At 64.4% G+C, this 17010-nt stretch carries 15 protein-coding genes; 6 read left to right on the top strand and 9 right to left on the bottom strand.

What is annotated here, in order from left to right:
• Positions 1-459: 459 nt before the first annotated feature.
• The 3 genes from OXU43_06035 to OXU43_06025 are packed head-to-tail and all read left to right on the top strand — an operon-like array spanning position 460 to position 4082.
• On the top strand, positions 460-1101 hold the full coding sequence (locus OXU43_06035; protein ID MDD9824713.1) for a 2OG-Fe(II) oxygenase: 642 nt from the start codon (positions 460-462) through the stop codon (positions 1099-1101).
• 28 nt (positions 1102-1129) lie between these two features.
• Positions 1130-3043 (top strand): hypothetical protein, encoded by a 1914-nt coding sequence (locus OXU43_06030; protein ID MDD9824712.1) that lies wholly within the window; start codon positions 1130-1132, stop codon positions 3041-3043.
• A gap of 31 nt (positions 3044-3074) precedes the next feature.
• Positions 3075-4082: a mitochondrial fission ELM1 family protein gene (locus OXU43_06025; protein MDD9824711.1), complete on the top strand. Its 1008-nt coding sequence runs from the start codon at positions 3075-3077 to the stop codon at positions 4080-4082.
• Between the two features lie 172 nt (positions 4083-4254).
• On the opposite strand, the gene OXU43_06020 is transcribed toward OXU43_06025, so the two are convergent.
• The 9 genes from OXU43_06020 to OXU43_05980 all read right to left on the bottom strand — a co-directional run bounded on the left by OXU43_06020 (position 4255) and on the right by OXU43_05980 (position 13447).
• Positions 4255-5103, bottom strand: coding sequence for an aminotransferase class IV (locus OXU43_06020; GenBank protein ID MDD9824710.1), 849 nt, complete (start codon positions 5101-5103; stop codon positions 4255-4257).
• Between the two features lie 58 nt (positions 5104-5161).
• Positions 5162-6031 carry a lysophospholipid acyltransferase family protein gene (locus tag OXU43_06015; protein MDD9824709.1) on the bottom strand — a complete coding sequence of 290 codons (870 nt, stop codon included), beginning with the start codon at positions 6029-6031 and terminating at the stop codon, positions 5162-5164.
• Positions 6032-6085: 54 nt separating this feature from the next.
• Positions 6086-6754 (bottom strand): septal ring lytic transglycosylase RlpA family protein, encoded by a 669-nt coding sequence (locus OXU43_06010; GenBank protein MDD9824708.1) that lies wholly within the window; start codon positions 6752-6754, stop codon positions 6086-6088.
• Positions 6755-6972: 218 nt separating this feature from the next.
• Positions 6973-8001: a lytic murein transglycosylase B gene (gene mltB / locus OXU43_06005; protein MDD9824707.1), complete on the bottom strand. Its 1029-nt coding sequence runs from the start codon at positions 7999-8001 to the stop codon at positions 6973-6975.
• Complete coding sequence (gene rodA, locus OXU43_06000; GenBank protein ID MDD9824706.1) at positions 7991-9094, bottom strand: rod shape-determining protein RodA; 1104 nt, start codon at positions 9092-9094, stop codon at positions 7991-7993. Before rodA ends, mltB begins: the two co-directional genes overlap by 11 nt.
• Before the next feature lie 87 nt (positions 9095-9181).
• The gene (gene mrdA, locus OXU43_05995) at positions 9182-11041 is read right to left on the bottom strand and encodes a penicillin-binding protein 2 (protein ID MDD9824705.1); all 1860 of its coding nucleotides are present in this window, start codon (positions 11039-11041) and stop codon (positions 9182-9184) included.
• A gap of 1 nt (position 11042) precedes the next feature.
• Positions 11043-11540, bottom strand: coding sequence for a rod shape-determining protein MreD (gene mreD, locus OXU43_05990; GenBank protein MDD9824704.1), 498 nt, complete (start codon positions 11538-11540; stop codon positions 11043-11045).
• Positions 11537-12358 (bottom strand): rod shape-determining protein MreC, encoded by an 822-nt coding sequence (gene mreC, locus OXU43_05985; GenBank protein ID MDD9824703.1) that lies wholly within the window; start codon positions 12356-12358, stop codon positions 11537-11539. The genes mreD and mreC overlap by 4 nt, the downstream gene beginning before the upstream one ends.
• A gap of 39 nt (positions 12359-12397) precedes the next feature.
• Positions 12398-13447: a rod shape-determining protein gene (locus OXU43_05980; protein ID MDD9824702.1), complete on the bottom strand. Its 1050-nt coding sequence runs from the start codon at positions 13445-13447 to the stop codon at positions 12398-12400.
• Between the two features lie 171 nt (positions 13448-13618).
• Here OXU43_05980 and gatC point away from each other — a divergent pair, with 171 nt between their 5' ends.
• From gatC to gatB, 3 genes are read left to right on the top strand one after another with little or no spacing between them, the layout of a single operon-like run.
• Positions 13619-13906, top strand: a complete 288-nt coding sequence (gene gatC, locus OXU43_05975; protein ID MDD9824701.1) for an Asp-tRNA(Asn)/Glu-tRNA(Gln) amidotransferase subunit GatC — start codon at positions 13619-13621, stop codon at positions 13904-13906.
• 16 nt (positions 13907-13922) lie between these two features.
• Complete coding sequence (gene gatA, locus OXU43_05970) at positions 13923-15413, top strand: Asp-tRNA(Asn)/Glu-tRNA(Gln) amidotransferase subunit GatA (protein MDD9824700.1); 1491 nt, start codon at positions 13923-13925, stop codon at positions 15411-15413.
• Positions 15410-16861 carry an Asp-tRNA(Asn)/Glu-tRNA(Gln) amidotransferase subunit GatB gene (gatB, locus tag OXU43_05965; GenBank protein MDD9824699.1) on the top strand — a complete coding sequence of 484 codons (1452 nt, stop codon included), beginning with the start codon at positions 15410-15412 and terminating at the stop codon, positions 16859-16861. The genes gatA and gatB overlap by 4 nt, the downstream gene beginning before the upstream one ends.
• The last annotated feature ends 149 nt before the right edge of the window (positions 16862-17010 follow it).

Below are 17010 nucleotides of genomic sequence, written 5' to 3'. Positions count from 1 at the left end.
TTTACGGCATCAATCCCTTCGATCAACGCGCGGTGGATTCAGGCAAGGAATAGGGAAGGCTGCCCAGAACCCATTGCCTACCCGCCGTCATGCGGCAGCGCCCGGCGCGACGCCTTGCTATGATCCCGTCGCCCCCCGGGATTCACAGGTAAAACCCGCACGGATAGCGGGCAAGCTCTATCCCCGTCGAGTTGCGGCGAAGACGACGATCGGCATTGGAAGGGCATCGGCGCCGCAGGGCCGCCGACAGGGTCAATGCGCTCCCGGAAGGCATAGATTGCGCATTCTCGCAATGCGGGGAAGATATGGGCGCTACCGGCTTCCCTGTTGCACGGGAATGACGGCAAAAATCGCGCTTGCGAGCCGAATGCAAACCGCCTGCTGCGCCATCCCAGGCGCCATAAGTCGTGGAACGAAAAGGAATTTGACATACAAAGGCGTATTGGACAAAATTGCCGCATGATCTTCGCGGATTTGGAGAAACTTGCAGCGGCCGAGGCGGGCGCGTCTCCGTTTCCGCATTTGCTGTGCCCGGATTTCGTCCGCGCCGAAAAACTACCCGATATTCACCGCGATTTTCCGACACCGCCCGATGCCGGAAGTTTCCCGCTGTCGGCGCTGAAATGCGGCGCCGCCTTCGCCGAATTGGTAGCGGAACTGCACAGTGCGGAGACGGCGGGAATCCTTGCCGCAAAACTGAACGCGCCGATCCAAGGTCGCCCAACTATGACAACCGTGCGCGGATTCTGCCGCCAAACCGACGGCAAAATTCACCGCGATTCGAGCGGCAAACTCATCACCGTATTGCTGTATCTCAACCGTGACTGGAATGACAACGGCGGCGGGCGGTTACGGTTGCTGCACAACGGCGACGACATTGACGATTATTTTTTGGAAGTGGCGCCCGGCAACGGCGCGCTTCTCGCCTTTCGTTGCGACGACAACGCCTGGCACGGGCATTTGCCTTTTGCCGGAGAGCGGCGCACCATCCAATTAAACTGGGTGACGAGCGAATCGTACCGCCGCCGCGAAGCGGCGCGGCATTTTCTCAGCGCTACGGTCAAAAAAACGCGCGCCGCTTTCTTCGGCCGCTGCACATAACCTCCGCGCCTGCTCAAAGGGACTGGAAATGGCTCTCGCCATCGAAACATTCTGCAACCTCACCGGCAAGGGCTCCGTATTTTTCAAGGCCGTCGGGCATCCGCTGTGCCTGGACGCGGCGCGGGCGATTGTCGAAAAAATAAAAGCGGCCCGTTGCGCCGCCGCTTACGACTCGCAAAATACGCTGACTGCATTCGCGGCCATTCATCCCCTCGCCGGCGATGATTTTTCCGCCGTTTATGCGCAGGATGTCGCGCGCTTCGACATGCCGACTCTGGGGCTGGAAACGCGCCCGATTACCGCCCTCGCCGGCGATGGCGCCGACCTGCTGTTCGTGCCGATTTTCGATTCCGCCCCGGTGGTCGCGCAAATCGCCCACGCCGCACCCGCCGGCTGCGAAATCGTTACGCTGGACGAAATGCGCCTGCCGGAGCGATTTTTGTCGGATGCGCGACGCTATTTAAACCCGCTTAATTTCACCACCAATCTGCTTTTTTTTCGCGCGCAGGAAAACGCCCACACGCGACTGACCACCGCCAACTATTGGAGCGCCTACGGCGCGAAAGAGCCTTTTGTCTGGGGACGGCTTTTCGACGGCAACGGACGCGCGCTAGCCGACTTTGAAAAATCGCTCGGATCGGCCAACGAGTCCTTTTGTCTGGACAGTGCGCAATTCAGAAGAGAATTCAACCTGCCCGATTTTTGCGGGCAAGTGTTCTTGCATGTGGTACGCGCTGCCGGACACGACATTGTAAAATATGTTGCCGATTCCTACGGCGATTTCGCAGCGGAGACAACCGAGCTCTCGTGCACTCACGACGCCAACTCGTGGCCTGCCGATTTATACGCCGGCATTCCCGCCCCCGGTGACGGCGATTCAGTCGTCCTGTGGGTGCAAAATTCTCACCCGTCACCGATTCCCGCCCATGCCATAGGCGTCAACCGCATGGGTTGCGACAAAATCGAAACTTTTGCCGAGGAAATCTCGCCCTTCGCCACGTGTGCGATCAATCTAGGCAAACTGCTGCCGGAAGTAAAATGGCCGGCGCAAATAGAAGTCCGCGCTGGCCGACATTTTGTGCGCCCGCGTTATGAGGTAATCAATAGCACGGGCCGACGCCGCATCAATCACGCCAATGTGGAGCGCGTCGATTTGTCAACTGATAAAAATCTTCCGCGGTTGTCAAAATGGCTCGGCAAGGGATACATTTTGCCGGCGCCAATTTTGCCGCGTACGGAATTTACCAGCGAATGCCTGCCGACGCCGATGTCCACCGCGCAAAAAAACCTGCCGCTTGCCGCCGTTGCCTATAATTCCTCGGGCAAGGAAATGGCCCGCCGTTTTCTTGGCTGCCTGCCGCGCGACCACCAGTCCTTGTTAAATCTATCCGAATTTGCCGCGACATTAAACGAAAGCGAATCCGGCCATGTAGAACTAGTTTACGATTTTTCTGATGGCGGCGATGGTGACGGCTGGCTGCACGCGCTTTTTCGCTACACCCATAAATCCGCGGGACACATGGCCGAGACAAGTTTCGGCGCCCACATGTTTAACCATCTTTTAACCTATAAGAACGAGCCGCAATCGTACAAAGGCCCGCCGCCAGGACTGACCACGCGGTTGTTTTTACGTATTTCGCCTCTGCCCGTCCGAACGTTCTGCCACCTGATTTATCCAGTCAGTACGCGGTGGAACCCCCAAAGCGACACCCATTTACAACTGAAAAACCGGCGCGGAGAAGTCATCGCCGAAAAAACCGTTCGCATTGCTGCTGGCGGTTCCCTCTACTTTTGCTGTCAAGATTTATTCGACGCCGGACAACTGCAAGAGGCGGGAAAACAATCGTACCTGACGATTCGCGATATCACCTGCCGCCTGTTCGGCTATCACGGCGCACAGGTCGGCGACGCATTCGCATTCGATCACATGTTCGGTTTTTGAAGCCGCCAGCGACGAAGATACGTCCGCAACCATGACCCCGCCGCTGATTCGGACCCTGACCGACGGCGGTGCCGGCATGGCGAATCAAGCGTACGGGCTGGCGCGAAAAATTGCGGCACTCGGCGGCTGCGAAGTCGCACACAGCATCGTTTCCGCGCCGGGAGCGGCGAATATTCTGCCGCCGACGCTGGCCGCCGAACTTCGGCTTTATAAGATTCACGGCGACGCGCATGCCGACATGGTCGTCTGTTGCGGGGCGAAATCGCTGGCGGCAGCGCTGGCAAGAAAAAAAACTCATGGCGCCTTTGCTGTTTGCATACAGCGTCCGCGCGCCGACGCAAAACGATTCGACGCCATTGTCGCCCCACGTCACGATTACTCCGTAGCGGAACTTTGCGCCATGGAAAAGAATCCAGCCGCAAAAACGCTCCCAATCCTGGGAGCGACGGGCACAATAGATGCAGAGGCGCTGACCGCCCGGCAAGACGCGGCACGAAAAAGATTCGCCGCGATCCCCGCGCCGCGCACCGCCGTGCTGATCGGCGGCGACAACCGCGCCTTTTCCCTGACGCCGCAATTCTGCCGCGAGTTGGCGGCAGCGGCGTTGCGCGCCGATCCCGCGGGCGGCATTCTGGCCACCGCGTCGCGGCGCACCGGACCGGAGGCCCGGCGCGCGCTGGCCGATTCTTTCTCCGGCGACCGTTGTTTTTTCTACGACGGCGAAGGCGATGAAAACCCGTACCTGGACATCCTGGCCGCCTCCGACCGCCTGCTGGCGACCGGCGATTCAGTCAATATGCTGAGCGAGGCATGTGCCGCCGCCAAACCAGTTTATATCGCAGAACTTCCACTGAAGAACGAATTCGGGCGGGCGGCGAAAAAATTCCGGCGCTTCGGCGACGAACTCGTCGCGCGCAACTTGGCGCGCCGATGGGAGGGGGAGTTCGCCGAATGGCGGCCACCGGGATTGAACGAAACTGCCCGCGCCGCCACCTTTATCTGGAACGCGTATCGTGCGCGCAGCGGCGGCGAAAGATAGTCCCGCCGCGCCGTGCGGACCCGGCAGCGCCCGGTGCCGCCCGAAGCGGAAGGATGCGAGCCCGCACCGGGCGGTCCTGCCGGTTCCCGCCGCTCGGAATGCTGGCGAGGCGACCTGATCTCCCTACTCGAGGCCGTCCCGGGTCGGCGCCGCCCGCCAGCTCGATCCCGCTTCAATCGTCCCCGGCGGAGAGCCGCCGCTCGTGGCGCCGGTAGAGCTCGAGGGCAGCGCGCCACAGCGCTCCCGGCCTGCCGCCGCCGACCGGGCAACCGTCCAGGCGCACCACCGGCGCAACCTGCATGGTCGAGCTGGTAAGCCATATTTCTTCCGCCGTCTGGAGTTGCGGCAACGATATGCCGGATTCCCGGCACTCCCGGCCGTCGCGATGCAGGGCCTCGACCAAGACATCGCGGGCGATGCCGGGGAGGATCGTCCCGTCCTTGCCGGGCGTGCGGACGATGCCGTCGTTGACCGCGAACACGTTGCTCGCCGCCCCCTCGGTAACCCGTTCCTCGCGCAGCAGGATCGCCTCGTCCGCCCCGGCCCGGGCGGCGCGGCGGCGCAACAGCACGTTGGGCAACAAAGTGATGGCCTTGATGTGGCACCGGCGCCACCGGATATCCTCGCAAACAATGGCGGCGAGCCCGGCGCCGTAATCGCGTTCCGCCACCTCGTCGCACATGGCGAACACGGTCGGCGGCGCGCCGGTATCCACCCAGTGCGCCCGTCTGGACACGCCGCGCGTGACCTGCACGTACAGCGATTTCCGCCGGTAGTCGTGAGCCTCTATCAGCCGCCCCAGCACTTCCCGCCACTGGCCGGAATCAACCTCGCAATCTATTTCGATCTCCCGCAGGCTGGCGCGCAGCCGTTCCAGGTGGCGCTCCAGCAGACAGGGCCGCCCGTCGCGCACCGGTATCACCTCATATACTCCGTCCCCGAAGAGAAAGCCGCGGTCCAGCACGGAGACGCGAGCCTCCGCCAAGGGCAGGTAGCCGCCATCAAGGTAGGCTATCGCCATGTCGGGGGTCTTGGAACGGGCCTCATCGTACGGCGCCGCCGCAGGGGGCGTCGGCGCCTCAGCAGCCCTTCGGGCCGTACAGCGGCGGCGCACCCGGGGGACGGGTCTTGAAGCGGCGGTGCAGCCAGAAGTACTCGCTCGGCGCCTGTTTGATGCTCTCCTCCAGAAAGCGGTTCATGCGCCTGGCGTCCGCCAGATCGTCCCCGGTAGGGAAATCCCGCCACGGAGGGTGCAAGTGCAGGGTATATCCCCCCTCCTCGCGCATGTACGTAACGCAGGGCAGCACCAGGGCGCCCGTCGCTCTGGCCAGGCGGGAAAGCGAGGTCATGGTGGCGGCCTCCTCGACGCCCAGCAAAGGGGCGAACACCGTGCCGCCCCCCGGGGGCGCATTGACGTCGGGAAGGTAGTAGAGGGAATTCCCCTCCTTGAGCCACCGCAATACGCGCGAGAAGGGGTCGCGGTTCGAGAAATAAACGACCTGCAGCCGTTGCGCGGAGTCGCGCAGAAATTTCCGGGACAAAGGGCTATGCGGCTCCTTCATGAATACGGCCGCCTCGCGTTCGAGGCGGATGCGCAAAAAACCGCTTATCATGCCGAAGAAATGCGGCGCCAGGAAGATCACGGGACCGTCCCCGAGTTGTTTCAGGTACTGGCCCCCCTCGAGCCGTATAAAGCTGCGGCCTTCCTTCATGCGGGTCGCGATCAGCCAGAGAAAATCCAGGAAACTCACGCCGGCGGCGCGAAAGTTTTCCCTGGCAAATTGGCGTCTCGCATCCGCATCCAGCCGCGGGAAACACAGTTCCAGGTTGCGCATCACGATCTCCCGGCGGCGGGAGACAAGGCTGTGCGCCGCCCAACCGGCCATACGGCCCAGCAACGCCCGCGCCCGCGACGGCAGCCAGCGCAAGACCTCCAGGAACAGTAACACCGCCCGGTACAGCACTACCGCGTCATGAAGACAGCGGGCGCCCGCCCGCCGTTCTCAGTCCAGGGAAAAGACGCCATCAATCCCAAGATCGAACAGCCGGTCCACCATCCGCTCCGCTTCCCGCCGGTCCGCCAGCGGCCCGATCTGAACCTTGTACAGCCGGGCGTCGTCTCCCGCTTCCTCCCAGAAGATCTCGACCCGGGAGATGCCCGAATCGTTCAGGCGGCGCTCTATGCTCCTGGCATTGCGGTAATCCCGGTAGGCGCCCACCTGCACGAACAGCCGGTCTTCCCGGCGCGCGTCCCGCGGCGGCTCCGCGGCAGCTTCCCTGGCGGGCTTGGCAACAGGCTTCGAGGGCGGCTGCGCGGCGCCGCCATGCCGTCCCGCATCCCGTCGCCCGCCGCCAGCGTCCGCCGGCTCGAGCGCCCTGACCTCCACCATCGCCGTCCCCGCGGTATGCACGCCGATCTTAACCGCCGCGGCATAGGAGAGGTCAATGATCCGGTCGTCATGGAAGGGGCCCCTGTCGTTGACCTTGACGATGGCGCTCTTGCCATTCTCCAGGTTGCGCACTTGCACGTAAGTCGGCAACGGCAGTTCCTTGTGGGCGGCGGTCATCCGGTACATGTCGTAGGTCTCGCCGCTGGAAGTCCGCCGGCCGTGGAATTTCTTGCCGTACCAGGAGGCGATGCCCCGCGCCACGTATCCCTCGCTGCTCTCCATGACATAGTAGCGTTTGCCCAGGACTTCGTAGGAAGGAGGGTTCCCGTATTTGCTGCGCGGCTCCGCGCGCGGCACTACATCGGAGATGGATTCCGGGTCCAGGGTTCGGTAAGGCGCTTCCCGCTTGCTGTCCAGGAACCCGCAACCGCCGGCCAGCGCCAGCGACAGAACGCAGGCATACCCTGCCGGGCGCCGCGCCGGATTTTCGTCGTATCGTTTCATCGTTCCTCCCCACGCTCTCCGCGCGCGCCGCCGCCCTTCAGCAATTCCCCGAGCCGGGCCACGGCCATCGCATACAGGTCGCTACGATTGTAGCGTTTGATCACTCCGAAATTGTCGAAACCGGCCCAGTACTCGTTACCCCCGCCGGAGACCAGCCTGAGCACCTGCGCTTCCGCGTCCGCCAGCAGCGGCGCGCCGCGGACGAAAGGCAGGCGCTCGGTGCGGACGCGCAGCTCCGCGCCGTCGCCCTCCAGCTTGAGCCGGTCGTAGAGCGAGTCGTCCATCCGCAGCGGGGAGGCGACGGGACGCCCCCCGCTCCAGCCGTGCCGGCTGAGGTAGTTCGCCACACTGCCCACGGCATCTTCGTAGGACTGCCATATGTCAATATTGCCGTCGCCGTCGAAGTCCACGGCATAATTACGGTAACTGCTGGACAGGAACTGGGGAATTCCCATCGCCCCGGCATAGGAACCCTTGAGCGTCTTCGGCTCGAGCCCCCGCTCGCGCGTCAGGAGCAGATACTGCTCCAGTTCCTTCTCGAAAAACGCGGCCCGGGGAGGGTAATGGAAGGCCAGCGTGCCCAGGGCGGCAAGCACGCCGTGCCGGCCCTTGTTCTTCCCGTAGTAGGTCTCAATGCCGATGATCGCGGCGACGATCTCCGGGGGCACGCCGTAAACCTCCTCCGCCCTGCCCAGCACTTCCGCATGGCGGCGCAGAAATTCGACCCCCTGTTCCACCCTTTGCGGGGTAACGAAGATCTTCCGGTAATCTCCCCATGCCAATTTCTCGGCCGGCCTGCGAATCCGTTCCAGCACTTCGCGGGAAACGGAGACGCCGCGGAACGCCTCTTCCAGCAGTTCGCGGCTGTAACCGTGCTCGCCGACCATGCGTTCGACGAACAGGGCTACCCGGTCGCGGTCCAGCGTTTCGGCGCGGGCCGCCGCGGCCAGCAACGGCAGCAGCAGGACGGCCGCGAGCGCGCGCAACCGCGCGCCCCGGCGTTCCGCGGCCCGTTCAGCGGCCATGCCTGGCCACGGACATGACAATGCCCAGCATCATGGCGGAACTCACCATCGCCGTCCCCCCCATGCTGACCAGCGGCAGCGGGACTCCCACCACCGGCAACTGGCCGGACGCCATGCTCATGTTCACGTACATGCAGAGAAACAAAGCGAATACCAGGGAGATGCACAGCGTGCGCCCGTACATATCCTTGCACCCCAGGGCGATAAAGGCCCCCCGCAGAATGACCGCGATATAGGCGGCCAACAGCGCCAGAAAGCCCATGAAGCCGAATTCCTCGCAGAAAACGGAGAATATGAAATCCGTAGAACGCTCCGGCAGAAATTCCAGGTAGGACTGGGTGCCGTTCAGCCATCCCTTGCCATACATCCCCCCGGACCCGATCGCGATCTCCGACTGCATGACGTGGTATCCGGCGCCAAGGGGATCCCTTTCGGGGTCGAAAAAGAACAGCAGACGGCGTTTCTGGTAGTCGTGCAGAAAGGACCACACCAACGGTACGCTCAAGAAAGACGCGATGCCGATCCCGCCGACCAACCGCCACGAAATGCCGACCACCAGCAGCGCGCCCAGGCCGACGGCGGTGAGCAGCAGCGCGGTGCCGAGATCGGGCTGCTTGGCGACCAGGAATACGGGAACGGCCAGGCAAATCAGCGCCAGCGCCGCCGTGCCCGCGCGCACCGGAAGCCCCCGCCAAACGGCCAGCCAACAGAGGAACATCGGCAGCGTGAGCTTGGTCAGTTCCGAGGGCTGAAAGCTGACGAAGCCCAGGTCAATCCAGCGTCGGATGTCGGTGTCGGAACTGCCGCCAACCAGGCTGAAGACCAGCAACCCGACGGAAAGCAGATACAGCAGCGGCGAATACCGGCGGTAGGTCCCGATATCCACCCGCGCAAACAGGATCATCGCCGCCAGGGCCAGGGTCACATGGAAAAGTTGGCGAGTCAGCTGCGCGGGATCGCCGGCGCTGGCGCTGTAGATGGCCGCCAGGCCGATCAGGCAAATGGACACGGCGCACAGGAAAATCGTCCAGTCCAGCCGGAAGCGCCGCCAGGAAAGCCGGGAACCGCGAGCGCCATGTTGCGGGAAGGCCATCGTCAGTTTCCTCGCGGTGCGGCGGGCGACGCCGGGCGGAACGAGGCCGGGCAAGAAGGGCGAACGGCGGCAAAGGCGATCACCGGGCTACCCCGACGGTCCCGAACCGGCGACCTGCCGCTCCAGGCGCCCCTCCAGGTACTGCACGAGCAGCCTTTTCGCCAGCGGCGCGGCAGTGGCGGAACCGCTCCCTCCATGTTCCACAATAACGGCCACGGCCAGCAGCGGCGCCGGTACCGGGGCATAGGCAATAAAAAGGCTGTGATCCCTGTGCTCCTCGGGCAGGGCCTTGTCGGCGTCCGTGTGCTCCAGGGCGACCACCTGCGCGGTGCCGGTCTTGCCGGCGACCGTGAAGCCGAGCCCCCTGGAAATCGCCCGTCCCGTACCCCTGCCGCCATGCACCACCCGGATCATCGCCTCTTCGATACTCTCCCACAACCCTGCGTCCCGCACCGGCACCGGGACCGGACGGGACCCGGCGGCGCCCTCGGCGGCGCCGCCGCCGAGCAACGACGGCCGCCGCCTTTCCCCGTGGTTTGCCAGCGCCGCGGTCGCCATCGCCAGCTGGAGCGGCGTGGCCAGCATGTAGCCCTGCCCGATGCCGGCCACCACGGTATCTCCAGGATACCAGCGTTCGCCTCGCCGTTCCCGCTTCCACTCCCGCGACGGCACCAGGCCGGCCTTTTCCCCCTCCAGGCCGATCCCGGTCCGCCGGCCAAAGCCGAAATGTCCCAGGAATTCGCCCATGCGCTCTATGCCGAGTTCCAGGGCCAGCCGGTAGAAGAAGACATCGCAGGACTCCTCTACCGCCGCCAGGATATCCATCCGTCCGTGTCCCGATTTTCGCCAGTCCCTGAACACGCGCGGCGGCCGGCCCGGCAGAGAGAACCATCCGGGACACCACAGGCCGGTCTCGGGGGCCGCTTCGTAGTGCATGCCCGCCAGCGCGAGGAACGGCTTGATGGTCGAACCCGGCGGATATTGCCCGGCAATCGCCCTGTTAAACAAAGACGCCTTGCCGGAACTCCGCAAGCGCGCGAACATGTCCCCGGAGATCCCCGCCACGAAGAGATTGGGATCGTAGGCGGGATAGCTGACCAGGGCCTTGATCCTGCCGCTGCCGGGCTCCACGGCAACGACCGAGCCTTTCTTGCCCTCCAGGGCGTAATACGCCTCCACCTGCAACGCGGCGTCCAGGTGCAGGCGCAGCGTCTGCCCCCGCCGCGGCGGGACGACCTCGAGCACCCGCACGATGCTCCCCTCCGCGTTCACCTCCACCCGCTGGTACCCCGGTTTGCCCTTGAGCAGGTGCTCGTATCTCTTTTCGATCCCGGCCTTCCCGATCTGCCCCAGGACCAGGTACTGCGCCCTGTCTTCCACCCGTTCGAGTTCGGCGTCGTCAATCCCGGATACGTAGCCGATCACGGGCATGGCGATGTCGGCCAGGGGATAATGCCGGCGGAACCGCACGACAATCTCGAAACCCGGGAAAAAATGATTGTTGACCCAGAACCGGGCCACTTCCTGTTCGCTCAGCCCCCGCTTGATCGCAAAGTGCCGCCGGAACTTGCTCTTCCTCTGTCCGCGCACGGCCGCCGGCCCGGCATCCTCCAGTTCTACGATGCCCTGCAAGCGCGGCAGGGCCCGTTCCAGAGAATCCAGGTACTCCGTTCGCAACACGAGATCGTAGGCGGGGACATTGCCGGCCAGAAGAACCCCGTCGCTGCTGTAGATCCTGCCTCGCACCGGGGGGATCGGCACGATCTTCAGGTAGTTGCCCCGGGCGAGGGTGGAGAAATGCTCATGATCGAGTATCTGCAAGACAAACATCCTGCTGGCCAGAACGGCGGCCAGCAGGCAGATCAGCCAGCACAGTAGCCGGATCCGGCGGCGGGTAAGCAACTGGCCCTCCCGCGAAGGCCCCGGGTCCAGGATCAATCTTTCCATTTCAGGAGAACTTGCGCCTGAAGAACTTGCGCCTGAGATCGCGAAGCACCAGGAACAGCCAGGGCCAGAGCACCATGCTGGTGATCGCCGGCAGCCAGTAGCTCCAATCCTCCGGGGGAACGGCGATTACCACCCGCACGACCAAGCCGATAAAGAGGTACAGGAACAGCAGCGCCAGAACCACGAGGGACTGCTGCACCAGGGGAAAATGCCGCAGTTGCCGGTACAGGCTGCCGATGCAATAGACGATGACGCAAAGCCCCAGCGGGTTTTGCCCCAGGGCGACACCTTCATACACGTCCAGTAATAACCCTAGCAGGAACGCCGCCGCGAGCCCGACCCGGTCGGGCGCCGCCATGCACCAGTAGATCAGCACCATGGGCACCCACAGCGGCCTCCAGTCCAGCGCCCAGGCAGGCAGCGGCAGCGCCGTCAACAGCAACGCGACGACAAAGCTTACCGGGATAATGCTTTTGCCGCTAAGAAGCGCCTTCCTCAAAGCCCCCGCGATTCCTCCTGCTTCCGGACCAGCAAAAACTCTCGGCTGCTTTCGATCCGCGCTTCCGGAAACGCCTGGGCGCGGGAAAAGGACTCCTCTCTGGCGCCGCTCTCGACTTGCGTCACCCTGCCTACGGGATAACCGGTCGGAAACCGTTCCCCCAGTCCCGAAGATACCAGCAGATCTCCTTCCCGGATATCCGCGTCGCCCGGCAGGTACTTCAGCGACAGCCGGTCGCCGCCCGTACCGGCCGCGATCGCCCGCAGTCCGTTCCGGTGCACCGTCACCGGCACCGCATGGCGCGGGTCCGTAATCAGCAAGACGGTGCTGGTAAACGCATCCGCGCGGAACACCTGGCCCACCAGGCCGCGGGAATTCACTATCGGTTGTCCCAGGTACACGCCGTCCCGTATCCCCTTGTCAATGACCATCTGGTGCCGGTACGGGCGCAGGCCGATGGAAACCGCCCGCGTGAGGATGGTGGACTCGTCCGGGCGCAGCGGCGCCTCCAGCAACTCCCGCAACCGCAAATTCTCGGACTGCAGAGTCTCGTATTTCTGCAGCCTGGCATGGGCGAGCAGGTTCGCCTCCCGCAGCCGCTCGTTCTCCTCCAGGAGGTTTTTCTTCGAGCGCAGGCGGCCCGAAATCCACTCGGCGTATTCCATGGGCTTGTTCACGACCACATGAAAGGGATATACCAGAACGGACAGCACGGACCTTGCCCTGTCCACGTAACCGTACTTGCTGTCCGCGATCATCAGGGCGACGGACAGCACCGCCGCCACGCCGAAGCGGCGCGCGGAAACCTCGGCCTTCACCGCGGCCCCCCCCGCGCTCCCGGTCCCGGCGGCGCGGAATTATTCGACCGCATCCAGTATGTCCGCATCGCGGTCATCCCATACTTCCAGGTACCGGCCGCCCCCCCTGGCGACGCAGGTCAGCGGATCTTCGGCAACCAGGACCGGCAACCCGGTCTCCTTCATAAGCAGCCGATCTATATTCCTCAACAAGGCGCCTCCTCCGGTCAGCACCAATCCCCTCTCGGCCACATCCGCCCCCAGCTCCGGGGGCGTCTTCTCCAGGGCCAGCCGCACGGCCTGCACGACACCGGCCAACGGCTCCCGTAACGCCTCAAGGATATCGCCGCTTCTGATCGTCAGGCTTCTGGGGATGCCCTCCGCCAGGCTGCGCCCCCGAATTTCGCTTTCCAAACCGTCTTCGCCGGGATAAGCATAGCCAATCTCCTGCTTAATGCGCTCCGCGGTCACGTCCCCGATGAGGATCTTATGGGACCGGCGGACATAATTGCAGATCGCCTCGTCGAACTTGTCGCCGCCGATGCGGATGGACTCCGCGTACACCAGCCCGTTCAAGGATAAAACGGCGATCTCCGTCGTCCCGCCGCCGATATCCAGGATCATCGAGCCGCGCGGGTCGCCGATAGGGATGCCGGCGCCGATCGCGGCGGCCTTGGCCTCGATCATGAGGTTCACGCTCGAGGCCCCGGCATTCTTGACGCATTCATGTATCGCCCGCTTCTCCACCTGGGTGGAACCGGACGGGATGCAGACGATCACCCGCGGGGCGGGCCGGAACCAGCCATTGTTGTGGACCCTGCGGAAGAATTGCTGCAACATCTTCTCGGTGGCGGTCAGGTTGGCCACCACGCCGTCCCGGATCGGCCGCAACGCCATCATGTTCCCCGGCGTCCGGCCCAGCATATGCTTCGCTTCCTCGCCGACGGCGCACACGAACCTGGGATTGAAGACCTCCCCGCTCCTCCTGATCGCAACGACCGAGGGCTCGTTCAGAACGATCCCCCTGCCGCGCGCATAGATCAGCGTATTCGCGGTTCCCAGATCGACAGCAAGGTCATTGGAGAAAATGCTGCGCGCCCAGTTAAGCACGGGCCAGGGCCGCCACGGGCAAGGCAGCGGACGGGGGCCGCGCCGCCATCCGCGCAAAACGGTAGATTACACTAAACATAATAGCAGTAATGCTATCAATCTTCTGGCCTTTCGGCAAGGAACCGCCCGTGCTAAAATAGGCGCAAAGCAGGCCGTCCCCTCCGTAACCCGATGGACTTCCAAGACTCTCAGATCCGCAAAGTCGCCCTCCTGGCCCGGCTGGCCCTGTCGCCCGCCGAGACTGCCGCCTACTCCCGCGACTTCTCCCGGATCCTGGACATGGTGCGGGAAATCGAGGCGGCGGACACGAAAGACGTCCCCCCCCTGCACCATCCCCTGGACATCACGCTCCGCCCGCGAGAAGACCGGGTAACCGAACAAGACCGGCGCGAGTCCTACCGGCGCATCGCGCCCCGCATGCGGGAAGGGCTCTACCTGGTGCCGCAATTCATCGAGTAGCCTCCCGCAGGCGGCAATGATCCCCGCGACGATCACCGCGATGGCGGAGGCGCTGCGCCGCCGCTCCCTGTCGAGCAGCGAGTTAACCCGTTTCCTGCTCGACAAGTGCAAGCGCCTCAACCCCGGCCTCAACTGCATGATCACGATCAGCGAAGAGCAGGCCATGGCGCAGGCCGGCAGGGCCGACGCCGCCCTGGCCGGGGGGGAAGCCACACCCCTGACCGGCATCCCCGTCATCCATAAAGACGTGTTCTGCACGGAGGGCGTCAAAAGCTCCTGCGGGTCGCGGATGCTAGACAACTTTATCGCCCCCTACAGCGCCACCGTCGTCGAGCGGCTGGAGCGGGCGGGCATGGTCATGCTGGGCAAATCGAATATGGACGAGTTCGCGATGGGTTCCTCCACGGAAACCAGTTTCTACGGGCCGACCGCAAACCCCTGGGACCGGGACCGGGTCCCCGGCGGTTCCTCGGGCGGATCGGCCTGCGCCGTAGCCTGCCGTCTGAGCCCCGCCGCCACCGGCAGCGACACCGGCGGCTCCATTCGGCAACCGGCCGCGTTGTGCGGCGTCACCGGTCTGAAGCCCACCTACGGGCGCGTCTCCCGCCACGGCATGATCGCCTTCGCCTCCAGCCTGGACCAGGCCGGGCCGATCACCATCACCGCGGAAGACAGCGCGCTGCTGCTGCAAGCCATCGCCGGCCACGACGCCCGCGACTCGACATCGGCGCGCGAACCCGCGCAGGATTATGCGTCCGCGCTGGAAGACTCCATCGCCGGGATCTCGCTCGGCGTCCCGCGCCAGTGTTTAGGCAGCGATCTGGACGCGGGAGTGGGGACCGCGTTCACGGCGGCGCTGGACCAGCTGCAAAAGCTGGGCGCCAAAGTGACCGAACTGGACATGCGGCATATCCGGATGGCCGTCCCTGCCTATTACGTCATCTCCTGCGCGGAATGCTCCTCCAACCTGGCCCGCTACGACGGCATACGGTACGGCTACCGTTGCCGGGACACGGCGAATCTCGAAGACCTGTACCTGCGTTCCCGCGCCGAAGGCTTCGGCAGGGAGGTGAAGCGGCGGATCATGCTCGGCGCCTTCGTGCTGTCCGCGGGGTACCGCGAGGCATACTACCAGCAGGCGCTCAAGGTAAGACGCCTCATCCTGGGCGACTTCCTGGCCGCCCTGGAAAAAGTGGAAGTCATCGTCGCCCCCTGCGCGCCCACCCCGGCCTTTCCGCTGGGGGCCAAGATGGACGACCCGGTCACCATGTACCTCTCGGACCTGTTTACCGCGCCGGTAAGCCTGGCCGGGCTGCCCGCGGTCTCGGTCCCCATGGGCTTCAGCGACGGCCTGCCGGTGGGGATGCAGGCGATCGGAGGGCGCTTCCGGGAGGCGCGGATACTGAACCTGGCCCACCAGTACCAGAAGGCCGTGCCGTGGCACGAACGGGCGCCGACCGCGGCCGGCGGCGGCGCGAACCGGGAGACAGGCGGAGCGGCGCCATGAGCGCAGTCCCGGAGCAGTGGGAGCTGGTTATCGGCCTGGAGATCCATATCCGGCTCGCCACCGACAGCAAGCTGTTCTCCGGCTCGGCAAACGCCTACGGGGCGGACGCCAACCGGAACGCCTCGGCGCTCGATCTCGCTCTGCCCGGCACCCTGCCCGTCCTGAACGAAGAGGCGGTGCGGCTGGCGCTGCGCTTCGGCTGCGCCATTGATGCCGAGATCGCGCCCCGCTCCGTATTCGCCCGCAAAAACTACTTCTACCCCGACCTGCCCAAGGGCTATCAGATCAGCCAGTTCGAACTCCCCATCGTAAAGAACGGCCGCGTCCGCATCCCCACGGCAAACGGAGAATTCAAATTCGTCGGCATCGAGCGCGCGCACCTGGAAGAGGACGCCGGGAAATCGCTGCACGAAGAATACCGGGGGGCGTCCGCCATTGACCTGAATCGGGCCGGGGCGCCGCTGATCGAGATCGTGTCCCGGCCGGAAATGCGCACGCCCGAAGAAGCGGTGGCATACATGAAAAAGATCCATGCGCTGGCGAAATGCACGGGAGTCTCCGAGGCGAACATGGAGAAGGGAGAATACCGCTGCGACGCCAACGTATCGGTGCGGCGACGGGGGGAAACCCGGCTGGGCACAAGGACGGAGATCAAGAACCTGAATTCCTTTCGCTTCGTGGAAAAGGCCATCCGCTGCGAGGCGCGCCGCCATATCGGCATTCTGGAGAACGGAGGCGCGGTGGAACAGGCGACCATGCTCTACGACTCGGCGCGCGACGAAACGCAAAAAATGCGCGGCAAGGAGGAATCGGAAGATTACCGGTACTTCCCCGACCCCGACCTGCCGCCTCTGCAATTGTCGGCCGAGTATCTGGAGGAGGCCAGGCGCGGGATGCCCGAATTGCCGGACGCCAGGGCCGAGCGCCTCGCCGACCGCTACGGGCTCGCCGCGGCGGAGGCGGAATCGCTCGCCGCCGACGGGACGACGGCGGATTACTTCGAGCGGTGCGTGGAGGCGTCCGGGGGCGCGGTGCGGATCTGCGCCAACTGGATCGCCGGCCCCCTGAGCGCCGCCTTGCACCGGCACGACACTGCGATTGAGCAAAGCCCCGTCACTGCCCGGATGCTGGGCGGTCTGGTGCGGCGCATCGCGGACCGGACCATATCGGAGAAGATCGCCAAGGTTCTGTTCCAGTCTCTGTGGGACGATGGCGGCGACGCCGACGAGTTAATCCGCAAGCAGGGCTTGCGCCAAATCGAAGACGAGGGAGTCCTGGCCGACATGGCGGACGCGGTGATCCGCGAGCATCCGCAACAGGTGCGCCAGTACCGGGAGGGGAAGAAGAAGGTGCTGGGCTATCTGGTCGGCCAGCTGCTGAAGCGTTCGCAGGGCAAGGCCAACCCGCAAAAAGCGAGCCGCCTGCTGGAAGAGCGCCTGGCGGAGTAGGGCGCCACTCCTCCCTTGAGAGGGAAGATCGAGAAAGCCGAAGAATAGCGGATCATACGCATCACTCCCCCCTTCATCATTCCCCCCTTCATCATTCCCCCCTTGAGGGGGAGTCGGCAAGACGAGGGCGCAAGCCCGAAGTCGCGCCG

This window comes from Gammaproteobacteria bacterium, from assembly GCA_028817255.1.
Taxonomy (GTDB): Bacteria; Pseudomonadota; Gammaproteobacteria; order Porifericomitales; family Porifericomitaceae; genus Porifericomes; species Porifericomes azotivorans.
The sequence above is the reverse complement of the archived record's forward strand: the minus strand, read 5'-3'. Positions and strand labels throughout refer to the sequence as shown.